The following is a 14,030-nucleotide window of genomic DNA, read 5'->3' as shown; positions in this document are numbered from 1 at the left end:
TTAATGCACTTCCTTTCTCTTCTTCGCCCATTCCATAAGCAGCAGCAATCCCACAGAGAACGCAGCCAGCACAAGCGCCACGCTGCTCGCCGCGATAACATTGAAATTCTCGACATCCTGATAAACGAGCGTTGTCGCCGTTTGCGTCTTGTTCATGATATTGCCTGAGACAACCAGTACGGCACCAAATTCGCCGAGCGATCTTGCGACGGTCAATACAACCCCATAGATGACGCCCCAGCGAATCGACGGCCAGGTCACCTTCCAGAAGGTGTACCAGGAGTAAGCGCCAAGCGTCGATGCCGCTTCTTCCTGCTGAGAGCCGATTTCCTGCAGCACCGGCATGACTTCACGCACCATAAGCGGGAACGTCACGAAGAGTGTAGCAAGGATCATACCGGGCAATGCATAGACTACTTTGAAGCCGATATCTTCGAAGAATGTACCGATTACCGAGCTCGGACCGAGCATCAGAACGATCATCAATCCACCGATGACCGGCGAAACCGCAAACGGCAAATCAACGATACTGTTCATCAGCCCTTTGAGCCGCTTGCTAAGCCACGTGCCTCTAACGAGATAGAGGGCAAGCATGACGCCGAACAGCGTATTTAGGAGCGTTACTACGATGACGATCAAGCCGGTCATCATAAGCGCATGTAAGGATTGCTTGCGTGTCAGCGCTTCTGCGAAGCCGCTCCATCCATCTCCCCAGGAGCCGGTAAAAATCTTCACGAGCGGTGCAATGAGCAGTATCAGAAACACCAGATAGGTTAACGTAATCCATAGTTTTCTCATTTGCCGTGCCTCCTCGATTGGACGAAGTTAACCGCCCACAAAATGAGGAACGACAGTGTCAGCAGCATAACGGAAACGGCCGCAGCCCCCTGCACGTTATCGCTTTCAATTTCTCCGAAAATATAAACGGCTGCGATCAGCGTTTTTCCCGGAATGTTGCCTGCCACGAGTACGACAGCGCCGAATTCAGCGAGTGCTCTCGAGAAAGCCAGCATCGCTCCGCTAATAATACCCGGAAGCATGGAAGGGAATATCACTTGAAAGAAGGTTCTCGCCCTCGATGCGCCAAGCGTATACGAGGCTTCTTCTTCCGACTTGTCGAGCTCTTCGAGCAAGGGCTGAACGCCGCGAATGACGAAGGGAAACGTCACGAATACCATAGCTATTATGATAGCGGGTTCATGAAATACGATCTGAAATCCGAGCTTGTCGGCGATTCCGCCCGCGAAGCTGTTTGGACCCAAGAGCAGCAATATCATCAAGCCACCGACAGCCGTCGGCAGCGCAAATGGCAAATCTACTAAACTATTAAGTATTCTTCGCCCCGGAAACCGATAACGAATCAATACCCATCCAATCATGGTGCCAAGAAATACATTGATAAGTGCAGCTATTACGGAAAGTTTAACGGTAAGCAGCACGGCCTTCCAAGCCAACGGGTCCGTGATGCTGTCCCAGAAAGGCTGCAGGCCAAGCTCAAAGGATTGCGAGTAGATTCCAATAATCGGCAAAACAATCAGCAATACAAAATAAAGCATAATGGTGCTGCGGAAGCCAAAGCTCCACAAGCGGCTGCGCATGATGATATTCAAGCTGACTTACCCCCTGACACTTTCCTTGAGGAATCGTTGTAGTGGTTTAATCCCCATCAAACTACTTGGTATTAAATGTAGCAGACAGAGGCGAGTCTAGTCAATCCTAATTATTCTTCATCCAGCCCGGGGATTAAGTGAAGGAATAAGAAAGCTCCCCGGCACAGGTTGGTCCGGGGAGCTTCTTATTGCGTTATTCGCCTTCAATGTAGTACTTCTCTTCACCAAGAGAGAGTACGGCTTGTCCTTGCGTGACGTCGGTTATCCACGCGCTGAATCGCTCTGCGTCCGGCGCTTCCGGCAGACAGGTGATGACTACACGGTCGGTGAATTCGGTCCCGCCAACTCGCACATTACGGGCGTGGAATTCGTTTTCCAGCTTGCCATACCATGTATAATCGACATCGACAATTACCTCGCGATGCAGAATATACACAATGGGCTCGGCCGCTTCAATTGCCGCGACAGCACCGTCTGTATAGGCGCGAATAAGGCCGCCTGCACCGAGCATGATGCCTCCGAAATAACGAGTCACGACAATAACAACGTTCTTGAGGCCATGATGCTTGATCACTTCCAGAATCGGTTTGCCGGCAGTACCGCTTGGCTCCCCATCATCGGATTGCTTCTGGATCTCGTCGCGTTCACCGATCACGTATGCAGAGCAATTATGCGACGCGTTCCAGTGAAGCTTCTTCAGCTCCTCAATGTACGCGATCGCTTCTGCCTCTGAAGCGACCGGCTTTCCATAACCGATGAAACGCGATTTCTTAATGACAATCTCTTTGCTGGCCTGCTTACGCAGCGTTTTGTATCTGGGCTGCATGGCGATTAAAGCTACAGGCGAGCTTCCAGCTCAGCCTTCTCTTTCTCATAGCCCGGTTTGCCAAGCAAGGCAAACATGTTCTTCTTGTACGCTTCAACGCCCGGTTGGTCGAACGGATTGACGCCCAGCAGGTAGCCGCTGATGCCGCACGCGATTTCGAAGAAGTACACCAGGTAACCGAATGTATAAGGTTTCATGTCCGCAATGTTCACGACAAAGTTAGGTACTTGGCCGTCTGTATGTGCAAGAAGCGTGCCTTCGAAGGCTTTCTTGTTTACGAAATCCATCGTTTTGCCAGTCAGGAAGTTAAGCCCGTCCAGGTCTCCTGCATCATGACCGATCGTAATTTGTTCCGCTACGTTCTTCACTTGGATGACCGTTTCGAAGATGTTACGGTTACCCTCTTGAATGAATTGACCCATGGAATGCAGGTCCGTCGAGAAGTCTACGGCAGCCGGGAAAATCCCTTTGAAGTCTTTGCCTTCGCTCTCGCCGTACAACTGTTTCCACCACTCCGACACGAAGTGAAGCGCCGGCTCGTAATTCACGAGAATTTCCGTTGCTTTGCCTTTACGGTAGAGAGCGTTGCGCGCTGCTGCATATTGGTAAGCTTCGTTCTCGGCAAGCACGGGGCTGCTATAAGCTTGCTGTGCATCCGCTGCGCCTTTCATCATCTCATCGATATTGATGCCTGCAGCTGCAATCGGCAGCAAACCAACTGCTGTAAGGACAGAGTAACGTCCGCCTACATCATCCGGGATGATAAAGGACTCGTAGCCTTCTTCCGTTGCCAGCTTCTTCAGTGCACCCTTCTCGCGATCTGTTGTCGCATAGATACGTGTACGGGCTTCAGCTTTGCCATACTTTGCTTCCAATGCTTCGCGGAATACGCGGAAAGCAATTGCCGGCTCAGTCGTTGTACCTGACTTGGAGATCACGTTGATCGACCAGTCGCGGCCTTCCAGCAATTGAAGCAAATGCGTTACATATGTAGAGCTGATGTTGTTGCCTGCGAACAAGATTTGCGGCGTCTTGCGTTGTTCTTTCGGCTGCAGGTTATAGAAAGAGTGTGACAGCATTTCAATTGCTGCGCGAGCGCCTAGGTAAGAGCCGCCGATGCCGATAACGATCAGCACCTCGGAATCCGATCCGATCTTCGCAGCTGCTTTCTGAATGCGGGAAAACTCTTCTTTATCATAATTCGTCGGCAGGTCGATCCAGCCCAGATAGTCCGAGCCTGCGCCCGTACCTTCACGAAGCTGGTCATGTGCTGCGCGTACTTGCCCTGCCAGATTATCGATTTCATGCTGGCCGATGAACGACAATGCCTTGCTATAATCAAACTGAACTGCTTTACTCATTCGTAATAAACCTCCCACAAATTATCCTGTTTACAGCTAGGATAAGGATAATGGATTTGTTAGGTAAAAACAAGCGATCGAGGGGGCCAATACTTCTTCCCAGCTTTTTGTGATAAAATGAAACTACATAAAATCCGCTTTCAAGGAGATGAACATGCATGTTTAAAATTGCATTTATCGGCCTAGGCGTTATGGGTGAGCCCATGGTAGCCAATTTGCTCCGCAAAGGGTATTCCGTTACTGTATTTAACCGTACGCCGGGCAAAGCGGACAAGCTTCTCGCGCTTGGTGCGGATGAAGTTTCATCGCCGGCAGCAGCAGCGCGCGTATCGGATCTGATTATTACGATGATCAGCAACGATGACGCGATTCGTGAAGTCTACTACGGTGAGAACGGCCTGCTCGGAGCTATGATGCCGGGAACGATTGTCATCGACAGCAGTACGATATCTCCGGCTTTGGCACGCCAACTACATACAGATGTTTCTGCTAAATTCGGCGACTTCCTCGATGCCCCGGTTACAGGAAGCAAGCCTGCTGCAGAGAGCGGCTCCCTTGTCTTCATGGTTGGCGGCGATATCGAAGTCATCCACAAGGTACACGACGTCCTGAACGCGATGGGACGCAAAGTCATTCCGATGGGTCCGGGCGGAAGCGGTTCAACTGCGAAGCTGGCTCATAATACGATTGTCGGCATCAACGTTGCCGCCCTGCTTGAAGGGATGGCCATAGCCGCAAGCGGCGGCATCGACGCCAAGTCGTTCCTCGAACTGGTTCAATCCGGCGGAGCTGCCAGCAAAATGGCCGAGCTTAAAACGCCGAAGCTGCTGGAACGCGATTTCAGCGTGCAGTTCTCGCTCGCGCTCATGCTGAAGGATCTGCGCCTTGCTTCCTCGCTCTCTGATGAGCTGAAGACGCCAACGCCGATTCTGGAAACGGTAAAGAGCCTTTATCAAGTCGGTGACGCGATGGGTCTTGGAGAGTTGGATCTCTCCGCGCTCGCTCACGGCTATGAGCAGTGGATCAACAAACGAATTACGACGCACAACGATGTTGAAGATACCGTTGCTGCCACTTCGGAAGCACCGACGGGTGTTCAAGTATCCGATAACGGGCAGAACCGTCGCAGGGCCGAACGCCTTGCACTGAATGTACCGCTGAAGCTCTCCGTCTATCAATGGGCGCAAGAAGGTTCGTTCTCCGGTCAACTGATTGATGGGACGCTTTGCGATATTTCCGAAAGCGGACTTCAAATTTCGTCCAACTTCCCGCTGGAGTGCGATATGTTCGTCGTCATCCACTTCCCTCAGGATTCGGAGCTGCCTCCGGTAACCGGACGCATTATCCGCATTGAAACCAATGGCAGCCGCTTTCGTTACGGCTGTTTGCTGGCAGGGCTCGCTCCTTATCAGCGGTTGCAGTTGGAAGCTTATATTAACAAACAACGCATTACGGCTGACTAATCGACCGTTTAACGCAGAAAAAGCTGCCCCACTCTCCTTGGATAATGTCCAAAGCGAGCGGGGCAGCTTTTCGTTTACCTAAACTATTCTTGAATATAAGAGCAAATATAATCCGTAACCGTTGTCACTTGAAGCTTAAACTTTGCATGTGCCGGAACCGTAAACTCGCCTTCGCCGGAGATGCTGATCCATTCGGAATCGCCTGGCAGCAGCACTTTCAAATCCCCTGCCACGATTTCCATAATTTCCTTCACATCTGTACCGAATTCATACTCGCCTGGCATCATGATGCCGAGCGTTTTCTTCGTTCCATCTGCGAACAGTACTGTGCGGCTGGTTACTTTACCATCGAAGTATACATTAGCTTTCTTGACGATTGACACATTCTCGAACTGAGACATTCGGCATTAGCTCCTTTGTGGTATACGCTTAGAATGAGGATAGGAAAGCAGGGCTTCCTGCCGCGTTACAATAGCCGGCTTTCAGCCCCGCAGTTTATTAGCTACTACAGCAAACCTTTTACCTTGCTTACAACATTCTCAACCGTGAAGCCGTACTCTGCAATTACGCGATCGCCTTTTGCGGAAGCACCGAAGGTATTGATACCCAGTACCTCACCGCCGTCGCCTACGTAACGCTCCCAACCGAATGGTGAACCCATTTCGATGGCAAGACGGGCTTTAACACTTGGAAGAATAACGGATTCTTTATACGCCTTAGGCTGGCGCTCGAACAGATCGAAGCTTGGCATGCTGATGACACGAACTTGAATGCCTTCTGCTGCAAGAGCTTTCTGAGCTGCAACCGCAAGCTGTACTTCAGAACCGGTAGCGATCAGCTGAGCTTGAGGATTGCCGTCAGCCGCTTCGGAAACGACATAAGCGCCTTTCGCAATGCCTTCGCGAGCTAGCTCGTTCGTTCCTTCAAGAATCGGCAGGTTCTGACGAGTCAGAACGAGTGCTACCGGCTGATCCGCTTTGGAAATCGCATAAGCCCATGCTGCCGAAGTTTCGTTCGCATCCGCCGGACGCAATACAGTAAGCTGCGGAATGATACGCAGGGAAGCAATTTGCTCGATTGGCTCATGCGTAGGACCATCTTCACCAACTGCGATACTGTCATGCGTCAGTACATAGACAACCGGCAATTTCATCAGCGCGGACAGACGTACTGCCGGACGCAGGTAATCCGTGAATACGAAGAACGTAGCGCCGAATGCTTTAACGCCGCCATGCAAGCTCATACCGTTGATAGCTGCTGCCATCGCAAACTCACGTACGCCGAAGTATACGTTACGGCCTTCGTAGCTGCCTGGTTTAAATACAGGCAACCCTTTCAGGTGAGTCATTGTGGAGCTCTCCAGGTCAGCAGAGCCGCCGATTAGGTTTGGGACGTTCTTCGCAAGTCCGTTAAGCGCGTTACCGGAAGCTACACGAGTCGAAAGTGCTTTGTCCGCAGACGTGTATGCAGGCAGATCATTATCCCAGCCTTCAGGCAGGTTGCCGCTGATTGCGGTTTCGAATTGTGCTGCCAGCTCAGGGTTAGCTGCTTTATAAGTTGCATACAATGCATCCCACGCAGCATTGGCTTTCTCACCGTTTGCTTTCACTTCCGCGAAGTGTGCGGCAACTTCTGCCGGCACGTGGAAAGCTTCGTTCTCCCAGCCGTAGAATTGCTTCGTCAGAACAGTCTCGTCAGCGCCAAGCGGGCTGCCGTGTGTACCCAAATGACCGCCTTTGCCGCCTTTGTTCGGACTGCCGTAACCGATTGTCGTTTTCACTTCAATCAGTGTCGGTTTGCTTGTATCCGCTTGTGCAGCAGCTACTGCTTTAGCAAGTGCGTTCAGATCATTACCGTCTTCTACGCGAATGACTTGCCAGCCGTAAGCTTCGAAACGGCCTTGTACGTTCTCGGAGAACGACAGGTTCAGCTCGCCATCGAGCGAGATATCATTTGAATCGTATAGGACAACCAGTTTGCCAAGCTTCAGGTGAGCTGCGAGCGAAGCTGCTTCGCTTGCAACGCCTTCCATCAAGTCGCCGTCGCCGCAAATTGCGAATGTATAGTGGTCGATCACGTTCAGGTCTTGTTTATTGTAAGTTGCGCCAAGATGAGCTTCAGCCATCGCCATACCAACTGCCATTGCAATCCCTTGTCCAAGTGGACCGGTTGTTGCATCTACGCCGGCTGTGTGACCGAACTCGGGGTGACCCGGTGTCTTGGAGCCCCATTGACGGAAGTTTTGCAGTTCTTCGATTGGAAGACCATAGCCTGTCAGGTGCAGCAGGCTGTAAAGCAGCATGGAACCATGACCTGCGGAAAGTACGAAACGATCGCGGTTGATCCATGTTGGGTTGGACGGATTGTGGTTCATTGTTTTCGCAAACAATTGATACCCCATCGGAGCCGCTCCCATAGGCATGCCCGGGTGGCCGGAATTTGCTTTCTCAATCGAATCGATCGCTAGTGTGCGAATCGTGTCAATGGAAAGCTGGTCGATGGATTTCTGTGTTACTGTCATTACGTAAACTCCTCCTAAATCCGAATAGGCTTGCATCGAAGTGAAACGGCAATCGCGATCCTTGGAAGGCGCGGTGCGTTTCAATGTCATACTCTCTCTTTAATTACTCTGGCGGTGTACCCGCACTGGCTTTGAAATATTGTACCATTACCACTGCGCCTTTTCCATCCTTAATGCGTTAGTGCGCTAAAAATCGACATGAAAATGGCGCGTTCACACGGAGAATTCCGCGAAAACGCGCCATTGTTGTCAGCAGGTTGCTGACGTTTGCTTCAATTAATTGAATACGACCGTCTTGTTCTTGTGCACAAGAATCCGGTCTTCGACATGCCACTTAACCGCACGCGCAAGTACAACACGTTCAATCGTACGTCCGATGCGTTTCAGGTTGTCCACTTCATCACGGTGGCTGACGCGCTGAACATCCTGCTCGATGATCGGTCCGCCGTCGAGCTCTTCCGTTACGTAATGCGCTGTAGCTCCGATGATTTTGACGCCTCGCGTATACGCTTGAGCATAAGGTTTGCCACCTACAAAGGCAGGCAAGAAGGAATGATGAATGTTAATAATCCGATTCGGGAACTGCTCGATGAATTTAGGCGAAATAATTTGCATATAACGTGCCAGTACAATCAGATCTGCTTTATCGGACACAAGCTCCAGCTGCTTCTTCTCCGCTTCGGCTTTCGTGTCAGCCGTAACCGGAATGTGGTGGAACGGGATACCAAATGATTCTACGAGTGCTTTCATATCCGGGTGATTACTGATTACCATTGCAATATCCGCTTCCAGATCACCTGCTTGCCACTGCCAGAGCAGCTCCAGCAAGCAGTGATCTTCTTTGGAAACGAAGATAGCCAGACGTTTCTTGCGGCTCGCGCGGAACGTATGCCATTTCATCTCGAAACGATCTGCCACTCGGGCAAAATCCTCCTGGAGGACCGGCAGCTCGGCGTCCAGGTCACTGAGATCAAATTCAAAACGGATAAAGAACATGCCGCCGCCGGGATCCATGGAATACTGGTCGGACTGCACGATATTCGCGCCATGCTCGTACAAGAAGTGCGAGACAGCCGCTACAATTCCGGGCCGATCCGGGCAAGAGATGAGCATTGTCGCACGTTTGCGCTTATCCGGGCGCTGCGAGGACGGTCCGGGCTGATAGATGTTTTGCATAATAGACAAGTCTTCCTTCCGTCAACAAGTAGAGTAGCTATAGGTCAGCTTATGCGTTCACAAGCAGCGTTTTGCCCGCGAACCAAGCCGTAATCCGCTGATTAATGGCTTCTTCCGAGAGCTCTGGCAAAATGCGATGCTCGGCTACAAGATCATACAAACGATCCATCGGCTCGCGCGGATCGGCTTTCTTTGCTTTTGCGTCATTCTTAAGTACATCCCAAACGGACAGTACATAGCCGCGGTGGTTGATGTCCTGTTTATTGAAGAAATGGTGCAGACGCTCCACATCCTCCAAGAACTCACTGCCGAAACGCGTATGTGCATCGCCGCGAAGCAAAGCGATTTCCGCTTCGTACATCGGACGCTGCGTTTTGTCCTCTTGGCCAATCCATGGTGTCTCAAGGATAAATGGACGTCCTTTGAGTCCTTCATGATGAACGATATTGCGAATCGCATCATGCCCAATCCAGCCGGCACCGATCGGTGCATGACGGTCTTTACCCGCTCCGCGCGGATTTTTACTGTCATTGACATGGACAACGGCGACACGGTTAAGGCCAACAATGCGATCAAACTCTGTCAGTACACCATCAATATCATCGACGATGTCGTAACCTGCATCATGCATATGACAGGTATCCATACAAACGGTCAGACGTTCGTTTGCAGCTACTTTGTCAATAATGGATGCAAGCTCATCGAAGCTGCGGCCGATTTCAGTGCCTTTACCTGCCATAGTTTCAAGGGCAATATTCACGTTTGTTTCTTTCGTGCCATTGAGTACTTCATTCAAGCCTTCTGCAATGCGAGCAATCCCGTACTCCGCATCCTTGTCGGTGAAAGCACCCGGATGAAGCACGATATTGCGTACGCCGATCGCGTCTGTACGGCGAATTTCTTCCTGAAGGAAGCGGACAGCCAGTTCAAACGTATCGTCTTTGTAAGAGCCGAGGTTTACGATGTATGGGGCATGAACGACGATCTCGTCAATTCCCGCCTTGCCCATTGCGTCTCTGCCATCTGGAATATATAAATCTTCAATCGGTTTACGCCGTGTATTCTGTGGTGCACCGGTGTAAATCATGAATGTACTTGATCCGTAGGATACGGCTTCGTTCGCTGCGGTCAGCAGCCCTTTATCGGAAAATGAAACGTGGGATCCGATTTTTAACATGGACTCATTCGCTCCTTTCGTTACAAGGCGGGACTACTAGGTGTCCTGTTCCTCGCAAACGCTTGTCCTTCCTATTTTACAAGGAATACTCCAATAAATCTAGGTGTGTGACCGTAAGGAAAGTTTGGATGCTATCGTATCGTGCCGGAAATGCCTTGTCGGTTGCGGGAGATAGACGTCATCGCTTATAATGGAAACAATTTGTTACGCATAATTCGTATATCTGAGTTGGCTCGAGGTGAATAAGTCGAATGGCACCGAATTGGTTTATGTATTTTATTATGTTTTGGGCAATTGTGATGATTGGCTTTATGTCGATCGGCGGCTATTTTATGTTCCGTAAATTCCTTAAGGTGCTCCCGATGCGAGATGGCAAATCAAAGCTTGATTGGCAGAACTATTGGGTGGAACGAAGCCGCGGCATGTGGCCTGAGGATTCCAAGAGTTTTCTGGATCAGCTCGTCTCTCCTGTACCAAGTGCGTTTCGGGACATTGCCAAACATTCCATTGCAGCCAAAATCGCTCAAGTAGCCGTTGAAGGCGGCGCATCGGAAGTGTCGCGCAATCACTGTATTGAAGGTTATATTCGGGCAACGCCTAAGCGGGATTACCGCAGCTTGGTTTCGTTTCTGGAGAAGGAACAGATCGACTACTCCGCCTATACACATTTACTTAACAAATAAGCCGCCCGCTTGGGCGGCTTTTGCAGTATTATTGAAGCAATTGGATGCTCTGAATGAGGTTTAAGGAGGTCTCTGTATGAAGGTAGCAGTTACCGGAGGAACGGGATATGTAGGAGCTATGCTTGTCGATGCACTGCTGCAGCGAGGAGATGAAGTATGGATTATCTCTAGGTCTGAGAAACAGATGAGCCCGAATCCGAAGCTGCATACGATCACTTGGTCCAAGCTGGCCGAGTCTCCGGTTAAGCTGGAAGGGATCGACGCAATCGTCAATTTAGCAGGAGAATCCATCAGTCGCCGCTGGACGAAAGAAGGCAAATCCGCAATATTGCATTCGAGACTAAATGCAGCGCGTGCGATCGGCAAAGTCGTAGAAGCCCTTCAGCGTAAACCGTCCGTCGTTATAAATGCATCGGGCATCTCTATCTACGGGACGGATGGAAGTAAAGTCAGCGATGAGTGGGGCCCAGCTCACATTACTGATTTCCTCGCTTCTGTCGTTGAGAAGTGGGAAGCTGCTGCAGATCGCATTGAGGTTCAACGGCTTGTAAAGCTGCGAATCGGACTAGTGCTTGGGATGAAAGGCGGTGCCTTCCCGAAGATGCTGCTGCCCTATCGATTAATGGCAGGCGGAAGAATGGGAAGCGGCAAACAGTGGATCCCCTGGATTCACGAAGACGATATGATTCGACTGATTCTATTCTGCCTCGATGATCCGGAAATACATGGACCCGTCAATGCATGTGCACCAGAGCCGGTAACGAACAATGAGTTTGGAAGAGCAATCGGCAAGGCCATGAGAAGACCGCACTGGTTTCCGGTGCCGGCATTCGTACTCAAAGCCGTTCTCGGCGAGCTTTCCTTCCTGCTGCTCGAAGGTTCAAGAGCGATCCCACGGAAGTCTATGGAGCTGGGGTTCGAGTTCCGCTACGATACCGTTCAAGATGCGCTGCGTCAGTTATTAGCCCGGAAGTAACAGCTTCCTTGACTGGTCGGCCTTACACTTCACTTCAATCACTTCCGAAGAACCTTACCATACGGGAAGTCCTTCAGCCTACTTGTTGTGAGGGACTGGAGGGCAATCCTGATCGGAATTTATAGAGTGGCCCTCTATCACCAGCCAGCTGTATCGAATCGTTATCATTTAGCGGATAGGCTTTGTAGGGAATCATTGTAACTCCGTTAAGGGTACTTCCGTTTCGAGAGCCCATATCTTTCACTGACCAGTTGCCTTGCTTCACACTTAATTCCAGATGGGCTCTGGAAATCCCGGAAGACAAATCCACGTGATCCACTCCCTCATTTGCTCGTCCGATTACAAACTGGTTCTGTCCCAGTCTGACTACCACCGCTGACTCTCCTTCTACCTTGCGTTCGAGACACGGAGCACTAATAACAGCTCCGCTTTGCGCCTCTGCATTCTGTCTAAGTAACACTGTTGCATCGTTAGGCGATGCTTCCAGAGATGCTGTCTTTCCGCTGAGTGATAGAGGTGTGAATGGAATCGCGTTTGACTGAACGGCAGGTGGAACATCTTCCTCTGTGAATTCTTCTCGGTATGACTTCAACTGCCTTTGAACGTGGATAGGCATGGAATTAGGCACGAATCCATCTTCGACAGGCCATGCCTGCCTCTCATTCCAACCATTGCCCTCATCTTCCTCACTCGAGCCAGAACTCATCCTTCGATTCACAATTAGTCCTCCCGCGGCTGTCATGAGCGTCAAACCAGAGCAAATCAGCAGACTGCTTTGAGATGGAGAGGGCAAATAGAGAAAGCGCCAAATGACGGCGGCAATAATTAGTCCTCCTGCTCCTAACATCCAGCCCGACTTCATTAAGGAAGCTGGTCGCTCTTGGACCGGCAGCTCCGTTAGCGGAAGCTCAAATCCAATATCCCCCTGAATGCGCTCGCTTCCCTCATCCCTTCGAACTACACTTGGAGCTCTCGGCGGCACAGACTCATTCTTCCATACGAACGAAGATTGAGTAGATGAAGGGACAGCCACATTATCTACCGGCCTTATAGCATGATCCGGCTCTCCGAACGACTCGTTTGTTGACTCTCTGTATTCACTTCCAAGAAGGGCGAGCAGGGTCCGCCTGAGCTGCCCCCAAGCAGTATACTCCCCTCTTAAATGCTGGAAAATTTGCTGCAAGCCCGCTCCATCAGGCTGGGCGATATAACCAACCCAGCGAATAGCCATAGCAAGCACCGCCTCACTTGCCGAGGATACAATGCTTGTATCTCGAAGCGGCACGTACACAAGCTCGGCTTCCTCCCAATGATCACCGATATAGATGTATTGCTCATGAAGCATAAAGCCTTCTTCTCGCAGCATGTATTGTTTACAATCATCCAGTGCTTCCACGATAGCGAGCAGCAGGGCATAGAATTGAACCATCGTCAACTGCTGAGTTTGCATGCGATGAAGTAAGATTCGTTTGCCGTTAATGCGATACCGCAAAGTTATCTTCCCGTCGATATCGACCCATTCCACGGGCAGCAATTTCGGAATACGCTGGCTTTGGAGCATCTTCATTTCGATTGGATCAAACTGCTCCCTCGAGATGCCGGATTCCAAATCAACGATCATTTCAAGTCCACGCTTCATCGTGAAATCGACTCTTAATTCTTTAAACACCATCAACGTCGCTCTCCTTCCTATCCACTGAACGGCCATTCACGCATGAAGCAGCAGGTCGTAATCGCCCCTGGCACCACTGCGATCATGAACGGGAATCGCAACCCATTCTTCTTCAGCGTCATGAAGCCATCTGTATGCAGATTTCGAGGTAAGGCAAACAGTGAAACTGCAAATGCCACAATTCGCTTTGCAAAGGTTTGATTCATGACCAGGAGCACGATTCCAAACAGCCCCCCAAACAAAATGGAATACATAAGAACTTCCAAGCACGTAGCTGCCCCAACAAGCGCACCAAGTGCTCCGAACAACTTCACATCCCCCGCCCCTATTCCCTTCAGCATATACAAGGCAATCAGAGGCAGCACTCCCGCCAGTATACCGATTAACGAGAAAATCACACCGCTCAAACCATCGCTGCTCAAATGATAAATGAGTCCGGCGGCGAAGAAGGTTAGCGTCAGCTTGTTCGGAATGCGCATCGCTCGCACATCACAGATAAAAGCAATTCCAAGCAGCAGCGCTGCTAAAACGAGCTCGATTTGAGCCATCATCCGAAACCTCCTTC

At 50.6% G+C, this 14,030-nt stretch carries 13 protein-coding genes; 3 read left to right on the top strand and 10 right to left on the bottom strand.

Annotation, left to right across the window (positions count from 1 at the left end):
* From AC0YNS_RS11695 to AC0YNS_RS11680, 4 genes are all read right to left on the bottom strand, one after another.
* A complete protein-coding gene (locus tag AC0YNS_RS11695; protein ID WP_475781168.1) occupies positions 1-798 on the bottom strand; it encodes a sulfate ABC transporter permease subunit in 798 nt (265 codons plus the stop codon).
* A complete protein-coding gene (gene cysT / locus AC0YNS_RS11690; protein ID WP_371264686.1) occupies positions 795-1,598 on the bottom strand; it encodes a sulfate ABC transporter permease subunit CysT in 804 nt (267 codons plus the stop codon). The genes AC0YNS_RS11695 and cysT overlap by 4 nt, the downstream gene beginning before the upstream one ends.
* A 205-nt stretch (positions 1,599-1,803) precedes the next feature.
* Complete coding sequence (locus AC0YNS_RS11685) at positions 1,804-2,436, bottom strand: YigZ family protein (protein ID WP_475781167.1); 633 nt, start codon at positions 2,434-2,436, stop codon at positions 1,804-1,806.
* Positions 2,437-2,447: 11 nt separating this feature from the next.
* A complete protein-coding gene (locus tag AC0YNS_RS11680; RefSeq protein WP_475781166.1) occupies positions 2,448-3,797 on the bottom strand; it encodes a glucose-6-phosphate isomerase in 1,350 nt (449 codons plus the stop codon).
* Positions 3,798-3,955: 158 nt separating this feature from the next.
* On the opposite strand from AC0YNS_RS11680, the gene AC0YNS_RS11675 reads away from it, so the two are divergent.
* Positions 3,956-5,260: an NAD(P)-binding domain-containing protein gene (locus AC0YNS_RS11675; protein WP_475781165.1), complete on the top strand. Its 1,305-nt coding sequence runs from the start codon at positions 3,956-3,958 to the stop codon at positions 5,258-5,260.
* Between the two features lie 83 nt (positions 5,261-5,343).
* Here AC0YNS_RS11675 and ppnP read toward each other — a convergent pair whose 3' ends face one another.
* The 4 genes from ppnP to AC0YNS_RS11655 all read right to left on the bottom strand — a co-directional run bounded on the left by ppnP (position 5,344) and on the right by AC0YNS_RS11655 (position 10,134).
* Positions 5,344-5,661, bottom strand: coding sequence for a pyrimidine/purine nucleoside phosphorylase (gene ppnP, locus AC0YNS_RS11670; RefSeq protein ID WP_090977527.1), 318 nt, complete (start codon positions 5,659-5,661; stop codon positions 5,344-5,346).
* Between the two features lie 104 nt (positions 5,662-5,765).
* Complete coding sequence (gene tkt / locus AC0YNS_RS11665; protein WP_475781164.1) at positions 5,766-7,781, bottom strand: transketolase; 2,016 nt, start codon at positions 7,779-7,781, stop codon at positions 5,766-5,768.
* A 276-nt stretch (positions 7,782-8,057) separates the two neighbouring features.
* Positions 8,058-8,957, bottom strand: coding sequence for a formyltetrahydrofolate deformylase (gene purU / locus AC0YNS_RS11660; protein ID WP_475781163.1), 900 nt, complete (start codon positions 8,955-8,957; stop codon positions 8,058-8,060).
* Positions 8,958-9,006: 49 nt separating this feature from the next.
* Positions 9,007-10,134, bottom strand: a complete 1,128-nt coding sequence (locus tag AC0YNS_RS11655) for a deoxyribonuclease IV (RefSeq protein WP_475781162.1) — start codon at positions 10,132-10,134, stop codon at positions 9,007-9,009.
* Between the two features lie 251 nt (positions 10,135-10,385).
* On the opposite strand from AC0YNS_RS11655, the gene AC0YNS_RS11650 reads away from it, so the two are divergent.
* Together AC0YNS_RS11650 and AC0YNS_RS11645 are read left to right on the top strand one after the other, a co-directional pair.
* On the top strand, positions 10,386-10,817 hold the full coding sequence (locus AC0YNS_RS11650) for a DUF2621 family protein (protein ID WP_475781161.1): 432 nt from the start codon (positions 10,386-10,388) through the stop codon (positions 10,815-10,817).
* A gap of 76 nt (positions 10,818-10,893) precedes the next feature.
* Positions 10,894-11,793: a TIGR01777 family oxidoreductase gene (locus tag AC0YNS_RS11645; RefSeq protein WP_475781160.1), complete on the top strand. Its 900-nt coding sequence runs from the start codon at positions 10,894-10,896 to the stop codon at positions 11,791-11,793.
* A gap of 73 nt (positions 11,794-11,866) precedes the next feature.
* On the opposite strand, the gene AC0YNS_RS11640 is transcribed toward AC0YNS_RS11645, so the two are convergent.
* Positions 11,867-13,465: a DUF6382 domain-containing protein gene (locus tag AC0YNS_RS11640; RefSeq protein WP_475781159.1), complete on the bottom strand. Its 1,599-nt coding sequence runs from the start codon at positions 13,463-13,465 to the stop codon at positions 11,867-11,869.
* 17 nt (positions 13,466-13,482) lie between these two features.
* The gene (locus tag AC0YNS_RS11635) at positions 13,483-14,016 is read right to left on the bottom strand and encodes an A24 family peptidase (RefSeq protein WP_475781158.1); all 534 of its coding nucleotides are present in this window, start codon (positions 14,014-14,016) and stop codon (positions 13,483-13,485) included.
* Between the last annotated feature and the right edge of the window lie 14 nt (positions 14,017-14,030).

Source organism: Paenibacillus sp. J22FR21 (assembly GCF_056269135.1).
The sequence above is the reverse complement of the archived record's forward strand: the minus strand, read 5'-3'. Positions and strand labels throughout refer to the sequence as shown.

Coding starts and splice junctions, on each gene's coding strand:
- AC0YNS_RS11695 (WP_475781168.1), bottom strand. CDS start 798: ATGAGAAAACTATGGATTACGTTAACCTATCTGGTGTTTCTGATACTG.
- cysT (WP_371264686.1), bottom strand. CDS start 1,598: ATGCGCAGCCGCTTGTGGAGCTTTGGCTTCCGCAGCACCATTATGCTT.
- AC0YNS_RS11685 (WP_475781167.1), bottom strand. CDS start 2,436: ATGCAGCCCAGATACAAAACGCTGCGTAAGCAGGCCAGCAAAGAGATT.
- AC0YNS_RS11680 (WP_475781166.1), bottom strand. CDS start 3,797: ATGAGTAAAGCAGTTCAGTTTGATTATAGCAAGGCATTGTCGTTCATC.
- AC0YNS_RS11675 (WP_475781165.1), top strand. CDS start 3,956: ATGTTTAAAATTGCATTTATCGGCCTAGGCGTTATGGGTGAGCCCATG.
- ppnP (WP_090977527.1), bottom strand. CDS start 5,661: ATGTCTCAGTTCGAGAATGTGTCAATCGTCAAGAAAGCTAATGTATAC.
- tkt (WP_475781164.1), bottom strand. CDS start 7,781: ATGACAGTAACACAGAAATCCATCGACCAGCTTTCCATTGACACGATT.
- purU (WP_475781163.1), bottom strand. CDS start 8,957: ATGCAAAACATCTATCAGCCCGGACCGTCCTCGCAGCGCCCGGATAAG.
- AC0YNS_RS11655 (WP_475781162.1), bottom strand. CDS start 10,134: ATGTTAAAAATCGGATCCCACGTTTCATTTTCCGATAAAGGGCTGCTG.
- AC0YNS_RS11650 (WP_475781161.1), top strand. CDS start 10,386: ATGGCACCGAATTGGTTTATGTATTTTATTATGTTTTGGGCAATTGTG.
- AC0YNS_RS11645 (WP_475781160.1), top strand. CDS start 10,894: ATGAAGGTAGCAGTTACCGGAGGAACGGGATATGTAGGAGCTATGCTT.
- AC0YNS_RS11640 (WP_475781159.1), bottom strand. CDS start 13,465: ATGGTGTTTAAAGAATTAAGAGTCGATTTCACGATGAAGCGTGGACTT.
- AC0YNS_RS11635 (WP_475781158.1), bottom strand. CDS start 14,016: ATGATGGCTCAAATCGAGCTCGTTTTAGCAGCGCTGCTGCTTGGAATT.